This is a genomic window from Agarivorans sp. QJM3NY_33, assembly GCF_050870865.2.
In the GTDB taxonomy this organism is placed as follows: Bacteria; Pseudomonadota; Gammaproteobacteria; order Enterobacterales; family Celerinatantimonadaceae; genus Agarivorans.
Map to the genome: position 1 here is coordinate 3,730,671 of NZ_CP194039.2, position 16,586 is coordinate 3,747,256.

The following is a 16,586-nucleotide window of genomic DNA, read 5'->3' on the forward strand; positions in this document are numbered from 1 at the left end:
AATGTAGTGGAAACACTTTCAACAAACATTAATAAGCGAGATAATAAGTAAACGTTCATGAATACCTCGCGACTATGCAAGACACGACGCTTTATCAATCCATTCTTGGATTAACTCATCCTTGGGCTGTTTCATCTGTTGAACTCAATGAGTCAACCCAAACCATCACCGTACGCGTTGACTATGACCGAGGTTCATTAACGGCTTGCCCCTCTTGCGGTAAGGCTGTTCGTCGACACGATACTCGGCGGCGGGCTTGGCGACATTTAGATACCTGTCAGTTTGAAACGCGCATTGAAGCGAATGTTCCTAGGGCTGATTGTCCAGAGCATGGAGTACAAACACTTCAAGTGCCTTGGGCTACCAGTCATAGTCGCTACACAGAGTTGTTTGAGACTCGCGTTATAGACATGCTTAAAGTCAGTTCATTATATGCGGTGAGTAAAACCTATCGGCTTAGCTGGGGAGCCATTGACCGCATGATGACTCGGGCCGTTCAACGCGGCCTGACAGCCAGAACCACCATGAACTACCAAGACCTGTTGGTCGATGAAACGGCATTTAAGAAAGGCCATGACTATGTCACGGTATTATCCAATCGTGATGGTCAGGTGATATCGGTTGAAGACGGTCGAACAGGCCTGAGCTTATCAGCTTGCTTTAAGGCATTGCCCCCTGAGTCAACAATGGTTACACGTTCCATATCGATGGACATGAGCAGAGCATATATAAACGCAGCATATGACTACTTCGGTGAGCGGGCTAAGCAAATGATAGCCATAGACCATTTTCATATCGCAAAGGTGCTCACTAAAGCGGTTAATGAAGTGAGAAAAAGCGAACTCATGGCGTTGCCCCAGCATTTAAAAAGAGAGTGCCACCAAACACGGTATGGATGGTTAAAACGAAACAGCCACCTACATGGGACATTGAGAGAAAGAGTGAGTGCGCTGGCCAAGATGATGCAAAACACAGGCTTGAGCTGGATATTTAAAGAGCAAGCAAGAGCCATTTGGTATGGCGATGCAGCTAACGCCAAAGCGGCTTGGAATGATTGGTTAGCACTCATAAAGGTCAGTCAAATCAGACCGATGATGACAGCAGCAGAAACCGTGAAAACGCACTTAAAGGGCATCATCAATGCGATGCGTTATAAGGTATCAAATGGCTTAGCGGAAGCGATAAATGGAAACATTCAGCGCCTAAAAATACGTTCGATGGGTTTTAGAAATAAAGAACGCTTTAAGCGAGCTATTTTATTTCACTTTGGAGGGCTTGATATGACTTTCCACCAAGAACGGTGAAGAGCCATATGTATACAGACAAAAAGTGCGCAACATGTCAAACACACCATTGCGGCTCCAGCAGCGATTTAGAAATACGATTTATCAGCACCATTACAGTATTCGCACCGAGCAAACCTATTGGCATTGGATAAAACGTTTTTTGTATTTTAATCACAAGCAGCACCCAGCAAAGCTCGGAGCTGCTGATATTGAACGATTTCTAACTCATCTAGCGGTCGATAGGCAAGTCGCTCCGGCGACTCAAAACATCGCATTTAATGCCTTAATGTTTCTCTATAACAAAGTACTACGTATCGAAATGATTGGAATTCAGGCGAAACGCGCGAAAAAACGAGTCAACATTCCCGTAGTTTTTACTCGAGCTGAAGTGAGCCAAGTGATTGCGAATTTACCCGCGGATTATCAGATCATGGCTTCACTGCTTTACGGTTCGGGACTAAGACTCAGTGAATGCTTGAGATTACGGATTAAAGACTTAGATTTTGATCAAAATACAATCACCGTACGGCAAGGCAAAGGAAATAAAGATCGCGTGACTTTGTTACCCCCTAACTTGATCCCAAAGCTTCGCGATAACATTCTCCTGAGCAAAAGTGTTTTTGCTCACGATATGAGTCTACATTATGCTGGAACGACGATGCCTTACGCGTTAGCCCGTAAGTACCCACATTCTCAACGGTCGTTTTCTTGGCAGTTTTTGTTTCCTTCAACTCGCCTGTGTATCGACGCTAGAACAGGTGAGCTCAAACGCCATCATATTCATCATAGTGTGCTCCAAAAAGCAGTCACCAAAGCCGTGCGTAATGCCGGTATAAATAAGCCTGCAAGTTGCCATACCTTTAGGCACAGTTTTGCCACCCACTTATTAGAACAAGGGACTGATTTAAGAACTATACAAGAATTACTTGGCCATCAGGATGTAACAACGACTGAGATTTACACGCATGTTATCGGTCGTCATACCACGGGCGTCAAAAGCCCTTTAGAGTGCTTGGTTCAAGCTGCAAAATAGATGATTTTTGACAAGACCATCGAACAGGTTTTTGCATTCTAGCTGGTGATTAAACTTGGCTTGTAAAATCTGATTCAAAACCATTAGTTTTGGTATGGAAAGAAACATGGGTGATTGCGTTGTTCGTTAGAAGGCGTAACACGGAATGGGGCATAAATGGGTTAGAGTAACCAGTCAGAACAGATCGCCCCTTGCGAAGCAAAGTGGCAGGTTGAGTCCAGACTAATCCAGATTATCTGATGACCAAGCAGCCAGAACCATCTGCCAGCCTCATTAGCCAGTAAACGGCTGCTCTGGCGCTGTAATAGTGAGCTTGAATATGGCGAATTCAGATTTACTTTTTAAGGGCTTGCAACGACCACAAAATTCCGGCTCAAAGGTGGGATGCTGGGCGCTTATATCCTGACCATTCGTATCATAGGTTCCATAAATGGCTTGCCCTGCGATGTGCTCTGTCACAAACACTACGCCAGGAGTTTCATATACGCCAACCACCGTAACCCCATCGCTGTACGGACCGTGGCTGGCATATTGGGCGACCTTATCGGGGTGTACATAGGTCGTCAGTTTGGTGCCTTTGCCATCGTTAATCCAATTGTAAGCCGCAACCGCTTCTTGAATAAACAAAGGCGTATCGGCAGGCAACACCACATCTTTGCCCGGTACCATACTCACATTGGCAATCGGCCAAGAACGCCAATCTTGTGGGTAACTCGCGACCGACACAGCAAGCACATCAACACTAAACGATGCTGCCGTCCAAGCCAGCATCAAAACAAATATTCTAGCCATAGACAATCCCTGTTCTATAAACTGATGAGCACGGTTTCCCCAAGCCCAATGCTCTCCGACTATATCAAGAAAAGTTTCACCAAAAGCTATAAGCAACGCAGAGTAAGCATCCCCGCCAAAGAAAAAGTGGCTCGAAGGCCACTAATTTACAATCAATAAAAACGTTGTAGAGCAGTCTGTTCGGCTTATTCCATTTGCAAGCAAGACTTCAATTGTAAGATCCGCTGCTGGTCTTCTGGATGGCTACTTATCCATTGTGGTATTGCGGTCTGTTGCTGGTTAAACAGCTGCTGATAACCCGCCAGTATTTGCCCGCCAGATAAACCTAAATGGGCCGCGCTATGGCAAGCAAATAAATCGGCTCGGCTCTCAACCTCACGCGAATACCCCATATTTAAGCCCAAGACTGCGGCCCCCATTAAACCATCAACCAAGGCGCTCGCATCACCCACCAGTAGCATCACCGCGCTAGTGACCAGAGTCGAACGAACCAAGGCTGTCATCCCGTCGTGGTGGACAAAGTGGCCCAGCTCATGCAGTAAAATGCCGTTCAGTTGCTCTGGCTGTTGCATCAGTGAAACTAAACGGTCGGTCACAATAATACTGCCGTCGGCTAAGGCAAAAGCATTGGCTTGTTCACCCATGTTGTAGAAGAACAATTTTGGCTCGCCTGGTAGCTCCCCAGTTCCTTCAACTAAGCGCGCAAAGTTTGCGCTAATTTGTTGTTGTAGGGACGCATCCAACTGGCTGTCTTGAAAGCCGAAAGCTTGCAATTGACTCAAGGTTTGTTGACCCAATTCTTGCGAAACTGAATACGGCACAAAACCGGCCAGATAGTGTGCCAAACGCGGCAGTCCCTTATCGATACTCCAAAACATCAATAGGGCACTCAGCAGCACGCCAAACACTATCGCTAAAAGGTTACTCTCGATGCGCTTCGCCAGAGAACCTTTGCCATGGCGCTCTAGCCAGGCCGCTAACTGCTCGGGCTGTTCCGCGACAAAGCGGTGACCATTGGCAAATATCAGACTACGTGGCTGACGGCCAATCGCCATCGACACTTCGACTTCGGCCAAAGATGCTCGAATACAGCCTTCCTCATCACGAAGCTCCAGCTTCCCTTCATCGGAACAACTTAAACAGGCGGCTCGAATTAGCGAGCTATTCGCCACAAACACTTTTCCAGAAATAAGCATGTCAGTCCTAAATCACGCCAATTTCAATACTAAATGCATCGGCTACTTCATCGGCAATCGCGACATTACCGTCATCCACTTGATTATGAGTAGTCAGTTGATCGATATCGCCGTCAATTGCGGTGGCATTTGCCATAAACCGAGCGTACCTAACCTTTACCAAGGGTAAGGCCAAACCTAAAGAGAACACAGTAAGCAACAAATTGCTAAGTAGCAAAGCTAAAAACGCCCAAGGTTTCACTGTTGAATTTAGCTGCAATTTATCAGCTAAAACAGTTTCACCAAATTGATAGTTACGTAAGCAGGCTTTTAGATAGGCACTCACAAACCAGCCAAGCAAAAACATACTGATATAAATTGCCAAGATAGCCCCAAACAAACCATAGTGAACACCAAGATCACTCTCTAAGTTTTCCGGGTTAAGCTGCTGTATTAATCCCCCCAACTGAGAGAAATCAATACCAATCGAACCCACAAAAATAGCGACTCCGATTGCAACAATGACTAATAAACCGCTTAAGCCGATAGCCGCTGTCTTTAAATAGATTTTAAATATGCGTCCGGTACCAATCTCTGCGCCAAATTGTTGCTGCCCCCAGCGATAGCCATTTAAAATAAACTGACTCATTTGGCTGGTAATTAAAGCATAGATAAAGGTTAAACCTAGTCCACAGGCCACAATACTAATGATACCGAGGATCCACGGTGAGCTCATTTGGGCGAGAAATGTCAATCCCCCGGCAGCGATAGCGAAGCCAACAAAATATAACAAAGGCAGTACCAATAACACCATATAAGCACGGCCATAACTGCCTACAAAATCGAATCGAACATTCCGATAGCGCGTCATCCGAGCATCAAAACGTAAATTACGCACCACTAACACAGGCGTAGCAAGCACAAACAGAAGCACCATTAAGCCACCAATAGTGGGGTGAAATGAAGGTAGCGTAAGCCACCCAAGCACCAAAATTACCGCAATAATTCGGCCAATAAGAATTTGTATAGGTTTTGCCAAATACTCAAAAGACTCACCGGCAAGTTCGGTATTGCCGTAAAAATACTGCTTATTGCGCACTTTAGCCCAAGCGGAATAAATCCCCAAAGTAATAACGGTGAGTAAGATATTCACGATCCAAATGCCAAAATATTCACCGGCACGCCCTAAGAATGTAAATTGGTGACGCGGCTGTTGCTGACTTTCCATGTAATCGATTCCTATTGGGAATAAAAAGTAAAGGTTAGGTTTAAGCTACTGACAAATAAATTTTTTATAGTATTTGATTTGCTTAACAAAAACCAACTTTAGCATCAATTTTTGCCGTTCCAATCGCTCGCACTAGCAAACCATTATTCAATAAAAAAGCGAGAGCCATACTTTAATAAAAAATAAAAATGCTTTATAAAATCCAGCTTTCAGATAAAGATACTGGATATACGAATATTGCGAGCATTTATGCTGCCTTTTTATCTATAATTCATCAAGTCATGATATTTGTCGTTTTTTTGTCAGCACTCATTGCATCAAGCAAGCGGCTCTCTAGAATGACTGGTTTGGCTAACATTTGTGCATGGGAGGATAAAATTTGAATCAAGACAGAAAACGGATCGTATTAATTGAAGATGACTCTCGACAACAGCAATTGGTAGCTACATTTTTACGCAGTGAAGGTTTTGATGTGATCTCCTCGGAACGAGGAGATGATGCGCCGGTATTAATAGCGAAACATTTACCCGATGCAGTGCTACTCGATCTGATGCTACCCGGTATGGATGGTATCCAAGTCTGCCAAAAGGTTCGAGAGTTTTATACGGGGCCGATTTTAATGGTGACAGCTCAAGGTGATGAGGTCACCGAAGTATCGGCGCTCAATCTAGGGGTTGATGATTTCTTAAAAAAACCGCTGCGGCCACATGTATTATTAGCGCGTTTACGCTCGATGTTACGCCGCAGTCAATGCTTAGCAGAAACTGACAACTACACAGAATTTCGCCCCAACCCCAACCGTATAGTTTATCAAGAGCTGCTGGCCGACAAAACTCAGCGACGAATTTGGTTAGCGGACCAATTGCTCGACTTGACTGATGCCGAATTCGACTTACTCTATTTCCTCATGGATAATGCTGGACACGTGCTTCCCCGAGACCTTTTGTTTAAAGAAATAAGAGGTATCGACTATGATGGTTTAGACCGTTCTCTAGACATGCGAATATCCACCCTACGCAAAAAAATAAATGACAATGCACCACCTTATCGCTACATAAAATCAGTTCGAGGAAGAGGCTATCTGTTTGTTAAAGAAACTTAATGATCTTCAGCTAAGGTTCTTAGCATGCTAACCCTATTTCTTCGTTTATTCTTATCATCGATCTTTGCGATCTTTGCCGCCACCATCCTCTATGCCTCTTTGATACAAGAGCATATCCAACAAATTGAACGCCAACAAATCCGCAAAGTCGTACTCCCCATCTACTATTTATTAGAACGAGATATTCTTCAAGCCAAGCAACCCGATATCAACGCGATCCTAGAAAAGTACCAACAAGAGTTTCCTTTTTTCATTCGACTGATGCCACTGAGTCAAATTGATCAAGATAAGCGTTTGCAGCTGCTACGCCACCGAGAATACATACAGGTTGTGACGCATATTTTTAATGAAGACGAAATCACCTTGTATTATCTATGGCCAAATCAACAAGTTTTGGAACTGACTTTAGATGAAAAATTTGTCGATCGCGGCGGGTGGCTATTTTGGTATATGGTGGTATTTATTACTGGGAGCCTAGCGGCAACGGTGATGTGGTTTTCTTTTTCAATGACCCGCCATACCTATCACTTAGCGAAAATAACCAAGTTATTAGGCGAAGGTAATTTCGACGTCACCGCCAATGAGAAAACCCCTGCACCAATCAACCATATGGCGCGTAGCCTAAACGCCATGGCTTACCAATTGAAAACTCTCATCCAAGAGCAAGACGCCATGACCATGGCGGTATCTCATGAACTAAAGAACCCGATTAATAATCTGCGTTTTGCTTTAGATATGACCCGCTCGATTCATGATATGCATACCATGCACCAACATATTCAAGATATGGACGAAGATCTAGATAGCCTTGAAGAGCTGACTCATGAATTAATCAGCTTTTCCCAGCTGTCGAAAGCAACCACCAGTAAACTTGAGTTCGTTAAGCCTAATCCTTTGCTCGTGAGTGACTGTGAACGCTTCGCAAAATTAAATCCAGCTCTCAATATTCAAATTGAATGTACTGAAGATTTATCATTAATGGTGGATCCCAAGTTGCTACGCCGAGCCCTTAACAATTTAATTGTAAATGCGCAAAAGTATGCAAAATCGCAACTGTTAGTTCGAGCCTATCAGCGTGGAACATCGGTATTTTTTGAGGTTCACGACGATGGCATCGGGGTACCTGAACAGCACCGCTCGTCAATTTTTATGCCCTTTGCCCGAGTCGATGATAGTCGTAGCAGGCAAAGTGGCGGCCACGGTTTAGGCCTATCGATAGTCGAAAGAATTGTGATTAATCACGGCGGCAATGTCAGTGTCGGCGATAGCCCCTTAGGCGGTGCACTATTTACCATAGAACTACCAACTCATGGAAAACAAGCCTCTAGGGCTCACAAACCAAAATCACAAAACAATGGCCATGAGCCCTGTTCGTGATTATTTTACCGCCGTTTGTGGTTGATTTAGGCAAGGCCGAGCCGAGGTGACAAGCGATTGGCCGCAACCATTTGTGGAACCAGCTATCAACCCGCAATACACAACGCTAAAAATAACCTCGAAATATAAATCGAGCTTGGGTAAAATCCCCCCTTCTTTTCAAATCTGTGAATCCGCCTTTTGAGTACATCTACCCCTGCTAACACGGTTATTATTCTCGATTTCGAAACCACTGGACTATCGCCAAATCAAGGTGACCGAGCCATCGAAATTGGCGCCGTATTGCTAGAAAATGGACAAGCCACCCAACGCTTTCAAGAACTAATGAATCCCGGGTTTCGAATTAGTTCCTTTATTGAAAATTACACCGGCATTAGCAATCGAATGATCAGCAATGCCGCACCATGCGAAGAAGTGATGGAACGTTTCTGTGATTTTATTGGCGGGCACAACTTAGTCGCTCACAATGCGTCTTTTGATCAACGTTTTCTCGATGCAGAACTCAAGCAAATTAATCGTCACTATACGGGGCAATTTAGCTGCTCCATGTTACTTTCGCGACGTATATTTCCAGCGGCGCCCAATCATAAATTAGCTAGTTTAGTGACCTATCGAAATATCGCCAACGACGGCATATTTCACCGCGCTTTAGCCGATTCAGAGATGACCGCAAAGTTATGGTTAAGCCTCCTCGAAGAGTTACAAACAGGTCACCAAATCACTTCACCAAGCTTTAAGCTGATGCAGCAAATTAGTGCTAAAAGTAAAACCGCGGTGCCTAATTTTCTTCGCCGCGTCGCACAAAAACAGTTTTAATTGGCAGCATAAAAACGAACCGAAGGTTTGATAGCTTCGCGCGACATGATATGGGACAATTGGCAATTATTTACAATCGCCAAACAATGGATCATCGATGAAGTTATTAATTCGCAACCTTGCCCGCACCACGAGTGAAGCTGAGTTACTCGCTCTATTTTCAGAGCAGGGCAATGTGCAAGAGTGCACCTTAGTTCTCGATAATGAAACCGGTAAGTCGAAAGGCTTTGGCTTCGTAGAAATGGCGGATCCAACGGAAGCTGAAATCGCTATAAAAGCTTTAAACGGCAAAAAGATAGCAGGCAATAAGATCCGAGTGAAACAAGCAGCAGAAAATCCCCTCGCCAGCCATGCCCCTACAGCAGCAAGTGCTTCTATTTGGCCTGAAGTCAGCGAGCAACCAAACAAACCTTCAGAGCAAGACTAGAACTGTTATTTTACCGCCACTCGAGAGAAGCAGCATGATTCACCACGCTGATGATCTCGAGGCAAAGTGACATAGACGACTCAGTTAAGGTGAGCCCTCACTGCGCGGACCGCAACGAACTGCGCATTTCCAACATGACTTCAATCATCCAATATACATCTTGACGAAAGCTAAATTGAGCCAATCACACAGAAGCCCATCGAGCGATCATTTCCCTTTAAACTAATGATCGCTTGGTCAAGTCTATTCGTAGTTCTAATACCAATCTGATTAATTATGTGATCAACTTAATTGTGTAGAATAAATCTGTCGATAATCAGCTATGAGTGCAATAACTAGTGGCTCTTATCACAAGATTCATCACGCCGTTAGCGGTGATTTAGGCCAGCAAGAATAAACAGATAATGACTTAGATCGGTATCAGTCAGTCACATGCTGGCTGAATCACCACCGCCGATCATTGATTAAAACCAACAACAATCCTCGAAACGGATTTGTTTGGGATCGATCCGAGTAAAGATTTGGCATATTCACCTTTTGAATGACAGGATACAGAAATGCAGTTAAGAATTTTCTATGATGCTCAATGTCCACTCTGCGCGGCGGAAATGCGCCAGCTGAAGTCCTTTGATACCCACCAATTGATCGAATTACAAGACATCAATCAAACCAACTTTAAGCAGCGCTTTCCTCATATTAATAGACGTAAAGCCGCAAACATTTTGCACGCAGAAAATGCTCAAGGCGAGCTTCTATTGGGTTTAGATGTGACCGCCAAGGCTTGGGGCCTAGTCCAGCAAAAACCCTGGATCCAATGGCTACGTAAACCAATCATTCGCTGCGTTGCCGATCGAGGCTACTTATTATTTGCCAAGCACCGTTACCGTATCTCCGCACTAGTGGGTCGTCATACAAAATGCGACAGCCAACATTGTGGCACGGGTAAAAACCTTAATTAAAGCTTAGCCAACAAGTCTTCGTTAACGCCTACATGGAAACAAGCGATAAAATGAGCGAAGCTGTCAAGAATGGACGCTTACTGGTCGCCAAAAAATAAGCCGCAACAGCGGCTTAGTCTATTTACACTTTAATATTTATAGTTTCACCGAGTCCCGGTCTGCTCGCTGGTGCGGCGTCAGAAATATCGGTTGCGGCCACTAATTCTTGCACCGCCTTACCATCTTGCTGCTGCTGACCTTTAGCCAGCTGCGCTGAAATAACTTCCATAGACTGCGAAGCATTTGTACTATTGATTTCCATTCTACCTCCTATTTCATGGACATCAGCTACTCATCGGCCGCTAGAATAAAAACTTTAGAACTATTTTATATAAACTAAAGATATCTAACCCGAGGGACTTCGCCCCAATTTACGCTCACTTAATCTCACTCAATTAGTCCATAAATAGCGGCTGACACTGTACTTTACCCCCACCAAAGCAGTGGTACAATAGAACGCTATTTTTTAAGGTCTCTGTCATATGCAGCAAGCAAATAATCCTCTTCACGGTAAAACGCTAGAAACCATTGTCAACGAACTAGTCGATTTTTATGGCTGGGAAGAACTCGGCGCTCGAATTAATATTCGCTGCTTTACGCTTGATCCCAGCATCAAGTCTAGTCTCAAGTTTCTGCGAAAAACTCCGTGGGCTCGCGACAAGGTAGAAAATCTATATTTACGCATGAAAGGTCTTTCTTGAGCCTACACATCGATGCGCTTTCGAACGGATTAATCACATCCCCCCTGAATAAGCGCTTGATGATAAGCGCTTATTCAATGAGCCATCAGCTTTACGCCACAGCAGCTCACAAAAAACTTAATGACTTTCGCTTGTATCTAAGGTCCTAATTTACCTATATTGACTTATCTGCATTACCGCATAGCTTAAAGGAAGTCACTATGCCGAACGCGCTCAACAGCATTCTTTTATTATTTGCCCATCCTTCACTCGAGCGTTCTGAAGTCAATGCACCGATGTTTGAACTCGCACAAACCCTGCCACAAGTGACCGCAGTTGACCTCTATCGGGAATATCCCAGCTTTAAAATTGATATTGATAAAGAACAGCAGCGCTTAATCGAACACGATATTGTTATTATGATGTTTCCCCTCTATTGGTACTCAGTTCCTGCCTTATTAAAAGAATGGCAAGACTTAGTCCTCGAGTACGGTTTTGCCTATGGTCATCAAGGGAACAAGCTACAGAGAAAAACACTACTGTGCGCAATCACGGCGGGAGGAGCCGAATCGGCCTATACAGCCGATGGTTATAACCATTTTACCATCAGGCAATTACTTAGTCCGATTGAACAAACCGCTTCATTAACTGGCATGCATTACTTACCCCCCTTTGTATTATTCGGCTCACGGACAGCGGTTGAAGAAAATCGACTGCAGCAACATCTCGATAATTGGCATCATTTGTTAAGCGCCCTACAGCATGGACAAATCGATCTTGAGATGGCGGCCCACCTTCCTCAATTGAACCAGCAGCACCTAGCACTGTTCAAGGAGCGACTATGACAGGTTATTTATTACAAACCTTTGTCTATTTATGTGCCGCTGTCATCAGTGTGCCTTTGGCCAAAAAATTTGGTTTAGGCTCAGTCTTAGGCTATCTGATTGCGGGCGTGATTATTGGACCAGTGATTGGTTTAGTGGGAACCGAAACCGCCACCATTCAGCACTTTGCCGAATTTGGCGTCGTGATGATGCTGTTTGTTGTGGGTTTGGAGTTAGAACCCAAAATGCTCTGGGGCATGCGCCACAAACTACTGGGGTTGGGTGGGCTACAAGTGAGTTTAAGCACTGTGGTTGTGATGTTGATATGCCTATTATTCAAGTTTCCATGGACCATTGCCTTGGCTATCGGCCTGATATTTTCACTCTCATCTACAGCCATCGTGTTACAAACCTTTAATGAAAAAGGACTCAACCGTACCGACGGTGGCCGTTCTTCATTTTCAGTGTTGCTGTTTCAAGACATTGCGGTGATTCCGATGCTGGCCTTAATTCCCCTACTCGCACTGCCGGAACTAATTGAAAAGGCCCAGCACTTAGGAAACCAAGCCGCAGCCCACAGTTCCGAGCTTAATTTTGCAGCCCACCTGCCCAGCTGGGCTTATGCCTTAGTGGTAGTTGGCGCGATTGTGGCGGTGGTGATTGGCGGGCACTACCTCAGTCGCCCGATATTTCGGTTTGTTGCAAACTCAGGGCAACGAGAAATATTTACCGCCGCAACCTTAATGTTGGTGATAGGCATTGCGACACTCATGAGTTTAGTGGGTTTATCCCCCGCTCTCGGCACATTTTTAGCGGGCGTCGTCCTCGCCAACAGTGAATTTAGACACGAAATGGAATCCAATATAGAACCATTTAAAGGTTTATTATTAGGACTGTTCTTTATTACCGTAGGCGCAGGCATCGATTTTGAAGTCCTCAGTAATCATTTACCAGTAGTGCTCGCGATTACGTTGGCAGTGATCCTCATCAAATCGTTGGTACTCTTTGGCTTAGCCATCACCTTTAAAATCAAAAATAGTGACCGCTGGTTATTTGCCTTAAGCTTGGCACAAGCGGGAGAGTTTGGTTTTGTATTGCTCAACTATACCCAGCAAAACCACGTGATTCCGGAAGACTTGGCAAAAATTCTGTCATTGGTGGTCGCTTTCTCGATGTTCTTAACACCCGGCTTATTTATCTTCTACGAGAAGGTGATTCTGCCACGTTATGCACGGGTCGAAAACCAGCGAGAGCCCGATGAGATCGACGAGAAAGGCACCGTCATCATTGCTGGTATCGGTCGTTTTGGGCAAATTGTAAACCGCTTCTTGGTGGCCAATGGGATCAATACTGTGGTTCTCGATCATCAAGCGGGCCAAGTTGAACTAATGAGAAAAATTAACATTAAGAGCTACTTTGGCGACGCAACCCAACCCGAACTATTACATCGTGCAGGCATCGAACAAGCGAAGTTAATGGTGGTAACCATCGACGATAAAGAACGAGTCAGAGACATCGTTAAATATGTAAAACATGCCTTTCCACATATTCGTTTAATGGTGAGGGCCTTTGACCGTGGCCACGCTTATGAGCTACGCAGCCTAGGAGCAGACCACATCATCACCGAAGCTTACTACTCGGCACTGGAAATGGGAGGCAGAGCGCTAACCGAACTTGGCTTTCACCCTTTTAAAGCAGAACAGCTTAAGAGTACTTTTGATCAAATCGAAAAAGACAATAAAGATAAATTGTACCAAGCATGGTTGGCCAGCAGCGATGATAAGCACATCAGCACAGACTACCGTGAATTATTTTTAAAACTAGAAGAATTACTCGGTGAAGCGATGAATCGTGATAGAAGTGATACTCACTCTCGCAGCGAACGGGGGTGGACGCCGCCCCCCAAAGGCTATACAGACGAATTAAAATAGAGCGCAGCAACCCATCGCTCTGTCCGAGATCTTACCTTGAGCTAACTCAAGGCTGTCGTAACCAACGGAGGCACTATGCCCGCTTTAACAGATTTAAGAATTGATATTGTTTCTGATGTCGTCTGCCCTTGGTGTATTGTCGGTTACTTACGGCTACAGCAAGCTTTGGCAAAATTAGATTCCAAGCTGAATGTTCAGCTACATTGGCAACCCTTTGAGCTAAATCCACACCTCCCCGCCGAAGGGCAAAACTTAAGAGAACACATTCAACAAAAATATGGCAGTAGCGTGGAACAAAGTGAGACGGCTCGTCAGCAACTGAAACAGATTGGTTCTGACTTGGGCTTTGATTTTAACTTTAATAGCGACTCGCGTATTTACAATACCTTCGAAGCTCACCAACTGCTGCACTGGGCGGCGACTTATCAAAAACAAACTGAATTAAAACTAGCCCTGTTCGAAGCATATTTTAGCCAACAACTGGCCCCCTCCGATCGAGAAAATTTACTCGCTGTCGTCGCCAAAGTGGGACTCGATAGCAGCCTAGCGGAGCAAGTACTCAATGAAAAACTATATGCCGAAGAAGTAAGAGAGAAAGAATATAGCTGGCAAAACCAAGGGATTAAGGCGGTCCCCGCGTTTATCTTTAATCAACGCTTCTTACTGTCTGGGGCGCAGAACAGTGACACACTGATACAAGTGATTGAGCAAAGCTTGCAGGATTAATTTGCCCCCACTAACTGTCGTTGTTGCTTAGGAAAGTGACTCTGCTCAGATAACCAAATATCTAAAAAATATTGACTAAAACGCAGCGCTTCTAAATGACCGATGAGCTGACCATTCAGGTAGAAACGCCCACTGTCAGCAGAATCGGCCACCAAACGTAATTGATCTCCTTGCCTTAAATTTGGCCAAATATTTGCCAGTTTGCTTAACCACTGCTGGCAAGGCGCTTGCTGACAAACCCCGAGCTTTTGCCACTGCTCTTCAGTAGCGTCTAATAGGGCTTGTCGTTCAATATCACGCAAATACTCAATACTCAAAAGCAAGGGATAGCGGTCCGCTTGATAGCGCCCATCAGCGCTGTATAGGCTGACATTATAAATCGGCCAAAATAGAACTTTTAATTGAGCATTACCGACTAGCTTTAAATGCTCAATCGAATTGCTCATGGACGTGCCAAGCATCAATGCAAACAAAGCCAAATTAAACATCGCTGTTCTCCAGCAAACGGTGGGCGAGATAAGCAAATACCGCCCATAGCGGGAATAAAATAGCGAGTCCTTGCCAAACCCCCGAATGAAAGGAAAATAATTGTGCTGTACTTGCCAAATAATAACTAAGCGGTCCCAAAATACTCACCAACAAAGCCAAAAAAGGTTGCGGGAAAATCCGTAAGCTGGGTAACAACAAGGCAAAGCTGCCCCACAATAGCAGCATATAAAGCGGTAGACCCGGTTGTGCAAAATCAAGGACACCTAAGGTGACCAAACTCCAATCCAGCAATATGCCAAGCATCGCCAACATGCTACAAGGGATTAAGATCCGCCAGCGATAGTTCCTCACTTGCAAGATAATCAACAGCAACAAACCCGCCACTAGGATCGGCTGAGCATGGTCCCCCCAGAAAAAGGCACTCAACCAATTTAGCTTAAAAGCGATGAGAACTGGCCATTGCATGCCTCACCAAGCCTTATGTAAAGTCAATTGCTCGGTGCCAATATTATGACTACGGAAACCCGCTTCACAATAAGCGAAATAGAAGTGCCAAAGCCGATAAAACTGTTCATCAAAACCAAAGTCGAGCGACTGCTGTTGGTGCTGCTGCAGACGCTGATGCCAATATTGCAGAGTTTGGGCATAATCAAGACCGATTTCCAAACGTTGCACTGGCTGCAAGCCCTGTTGGCTAAAAAGACGCTTTAACAAGGATGGAGAAGGTAGAAATCCTCCGGGGAAAATATATTGCTGGATAAAGTCCACACTATTACGATAAACGGCAAAACGACTCTCCTCAATCGTAATCGCTTGTAACAACATTAAGCCGCCACTTTTTAAGCGCTCGGCACAAAGCTGAGCAAATCCGGGTAAATATTGCTCTCCGACGGCTTCGATCATTTCAATTGACACCAGTTTATCAAAGGTACCGCTCAACTCTCGATAATCTCGATTCAGGACGGTAATTAAGTCACCGCAGCCTGCTTGCTCTACCTGCTGACAGGCATAATGGTATTGTTCATCGGAAATGGTGGTGGTGGTTACCTGACAGCCATAATGCTGAGCCGCAAATATCGCCAAACCTCCCCAACCAGTACCAATCTCCAATAAGTGATCACTTGGCTTGAGCTGTAACTGCTCACAGATCCGGCTTAATTTATTATGTTGGGCCGCAGCGAGGCTTAAGGGCTTACCGCCAAAAATAGCCGATGAATATTGCATCTGCGGATCGAGAAAAGACTGATAAAAGTCATTCCCTAAGTCGTAATGCGCCAAGATATTTTTCTTGGCCTGGCGTTTATGGTTACGCCGAAAAAAATGTTGTAACTTAAACCATGCGTTAGTGAGCCAGTGTAAACGGCGATCTAGATTATCCAGATGAGCTTGATTATTCGCCAACAGCTGCAACAAACGATGCAGATCGGAACATCGCCATAAACCCTCCATATAGGTTTCACCAGCCGCGATGCTGCCTCCTTTAAGGATCTTCGAAAACACTTGGCTGTCTAGTATATGAACTTCAACCGCATGCGGATGGTCCTTCTCTCCTAAATGCACCGAGGGGTAGCCCGATTGACTCATTAAAATTGCGCCGCCTTTTAAACCATCAAAAGTTTTAAGTACCAGATGCCGAGTCCAATCTAAACTATTGCTAAAAGTTGTCGAAGAGAGCGATTTTGCAGTCGTCATAGCTTTTCCT

17 protein-coding genes and 1 pseudogene are annotated in these 16,586 nt (G+C 44.8%); 11 read left to right on the forward strand and 7 right to left on the reverse strand.

Annotation, left to right across the window (positions count from 1 at the left end; genetic code table 11):
* The first annotated feature begins 74 nt into the window (after nucleotides 1–74).
* A complete protein-coding gene (locus tag ACRRSY_RS16840; RefSeq protein WP_432463679.1) occupies nucleotides 75–1,304 on the forward strand; it encodes an ISL3 family transposase in 1,230 nt (409 codons plus the stop codon).
* 34 nt (nucleotides 1,305–1,338) lie between these two features.
* A complete protein-coding gene (locus ACRRSY_RS16845) occupies nucleotides 1,339–2,319 on the forward strand; it encodes an integron integrase (protein ID WP_432463681.1) in 981 nt (326 codons plus the stop codon).
* 273 nt (nucleotides 2,320–2,592) lie between these two features.
* Here the strand turns inward: ACRRSY_RS16845 and ACRRSY_RS16850 are convergent, their stop codons facing one another.
* The 3 genes from ACRRSY_RS16850 to ACRRSY_RS16860 form a co-directional block, all read right to left on the reverse strand.
* Nucleotides 2,593–3,111: a hypothetical protein gene (locus ACRRSY_RS16850; protein ID WP_432452101.1), complete on the reverse strand. Its 519-nt coding sequence runs from the start codon at nucleotides 3,109–3,111 to the stop codon at nucleotides 2,593–2,595.
* A gap of 185 nt (nucleotides 3,112–3,296) precedes the next feature.
* Entirely contained in the window at nucleotides 3,297–4,307 is a 1,011-nt protein-coding gene (locus ACRRSY_RS16855) for a M48 family metallopeptidase (protein WP_432459917.1), read from the reverse strand.
* Nucleotides 4,308–4,314: 7 nt separating this feature from the next.
* Nucleotides 4,315–5,514, reverse strand: a complete 1,200-nt coding sequence (locus tag ACRRSY_RS16860) for a YjgN family protein (RefSeq protein ID WP_432452099.1) — start codon at nucleotides 5,512–5,514, stop codon at nucleotides 4,315–4,317.
* 379 nt (nucleotides 5,515–5,893) lie between these two features.
* Here ACRRSY_RS16860 and ACRRSY_RS16865 point away from each other — a divergent pair, with 379 nt between their 5' ends.
* From ACRRSY_RS16865 to ACRRSY_RS16885, 5 genes are all read left to right on the forward strand, one after another.
* Nucleotides 5,894–6,616, forward strand: coding sequence for a response regulator (locus ACRRSY_RS16865; RefSeq protein WP_432452098.1), 723 nt, complete (start codon nucleotides 5,894–5,896; stop codon nucleotides 6,614–6,616).
* Nucleotides 6,617–6,640: 24 nt separating this feature from the next.
* Nucleotides 6,641–7,993 (forward strand): sensor histidine kinase, encoded by a 1,353-nt coding sequence (locus ACRRSY_RS16870; protein ID WP_432452097.1) that lies wholly within the window; start codon nucleotides 6,641–6,643, stop codon nucleotides 7,991–7,993.
* A 180-nt stretch (nucleotides 7,994–8,173) separates the two neighbouring features.
* Entirely contained in the window at nucleotides 8,174–8,809 is a 636-nt protein-coding gene (locus tag ACRRSY_RS16875; RefSeq protein WP_432452096.1) for a 3'-5' exonuclease, read from the forward strand.
* Between the two features lie 97 nt (nucleotides 8,810–8,906).
* On the forward strand, nucleotides 8,907–9,236 hold the full coding sequence (locus ACRRSY_RS16880; RefSeq protein ID WP_432463683.1) for an RNA recognition motif domain-containing protein: 330 nt from the start codon (nucleotides 8,907–8,909) through the stop codon (nucleotides 9,234–9,236).
* A gap of 557 nt (nucleotides 9,237–9,793) precedes the next feature.
* A complete protein-coding gene (locus ACRRSY_RS16885; protein WP_432452094.1) occupies nucleotides 9,794–10,195 on the forward strand; it encodes a thiol-disulfide oxidoreductase DCC family protein in 402 nt (133 codons plus the stop codon).
* A 121-nt stretch (nucleotides 10,196–10,316) separates the two neighbouring features.
* Here ACRRSY_RS16885 and ACRRSY_RS16890 read toward each other — a convergent pair whose 3' ends face one another.
* On the reverse strand, nucleotides 10,317–10,496 hold the full coding sequence (locus tag ACRRSY_RS16890) for a hypothetical protein (protein ID WP_432452093.1): 180 nt from the start codon (nucleotides 10,494–10,496) through the stop codon (nucleotides 10,317–10,319).
* A 220-nt stretch (nucleotides 10,497–10,716) separates the two neighbouring features.
* Here ACRRSY_RS16890 and ACRRSY_RS16895 point away from each other — a divergent pair.
* The 4 genes and pseudogenes from ACRRSY_RS16895 to ACRRSY_RS16910 form a co-directional block, all read left to right on the forward strand.
* Nucleotides 10,717–10,929 (forward strand): annotated as a pseudogene (locus ACRRSY_RS16895) (VF530 family DNA-binding protein); the annotation flags it as partial.
* A gap of 206 nt (nucleotides 10,930–11,135) precedes the next feature.
* Nucleotides 11,136–11,759, forward strand: a complete 624-nt coding sequence (locus tag ACRRSY_RS16900; RefSeq protein WP_432463685.1) for an NAD(P)H-dependent oxidoreductase — start codon at nucleotides 11,136–11,138, stop codon at nucleotides 11,757–11,759.
* A complete protein-coding gene (locus ACRRSY_RS16905) occupies nucleotides 11,756–13,669 on the forward strand; it encodes a monovalent cation:proton antiporter-2 (CPA2) family protein (RefSeq protein ID WP_432452091.1) in 1,914 nt (637 codons plus the stop codon). The genes ACRRSY_RS16900 and ACRRSY_RS16905 overlap by 4 nt, the downstream gene beginning before the upstream one ends.
* A 75-nt stretch (nucleotides 13,670–13,744) precedes the next feature.
* Nucleotides 13,745–14,395: a DsbA family oxidoreductase gene (locus tag ACRRSY_RS16910; RefSeq protein ID WP_432463686.1), complete on the forward strand. Its 651-nt coding sequence runs from the start codon at nucleotides 13,745–13,747 to the stop codon at nucleotides 14,393–14,395.
* Here the strand turns inward: ACRRSY_RS16910 and ACRRSY_RS16915 are convergent.
* The 3 genes from ACRRSY_RS16915 to ACRRSY_RS16925 are packed head-to-tail and all read right to left on the reverse strand — an operon-like array spanning nucleotide 14,392 to nucleotide 16,576.
* Complete coding sequence (locus ACRRSY_RS16915) at nucleotides 14,392–14,841, reverse strand: chalcone isomerase family protein (RefSeq protein WP_432452089.1); 450 nt, start codon at nucleotides 14,839–14,841, stop codon at nucleotides 14,392–14,394. The two genes, ACRRSY_RS16910 and ACRRSY_RS16915, sit on opposite strands and share 4 nt — an antisense overlap.
* Before the next feature lie 34 nt (nucleotides 14,842–14,875).
* The gene (locus ACRRSY_RS16920; RefSeq protein WP_432452088.1) at nucleotides 14,876–15,349 is read right to left on the reverse strand and encodes a DUF2878 family protein; all 474 of its coding nucleotides are present in this window, start codon (nucleotides 15,347–15,349) and stop codon (nucleotides 14,876–14,878) included.
* Between the two features lie 3 nt (nucleotides 15,350–15,352).
* Nucleotides 15,353–16,576: a class I SAM-dependent methyltransferase gene (locus tag ACRRSY_RS16925; protein WP_432452087.1), complete on the reverse strand. Its 1,224-nt coding sequence runs from the start codon at nucleotides 16,574–16,576 to the stop codon at nucleotides 15,353–15,355.
* Between the last annotated feature and the right edge of the window lie 10 nt (nucleotides 16,577–16,586).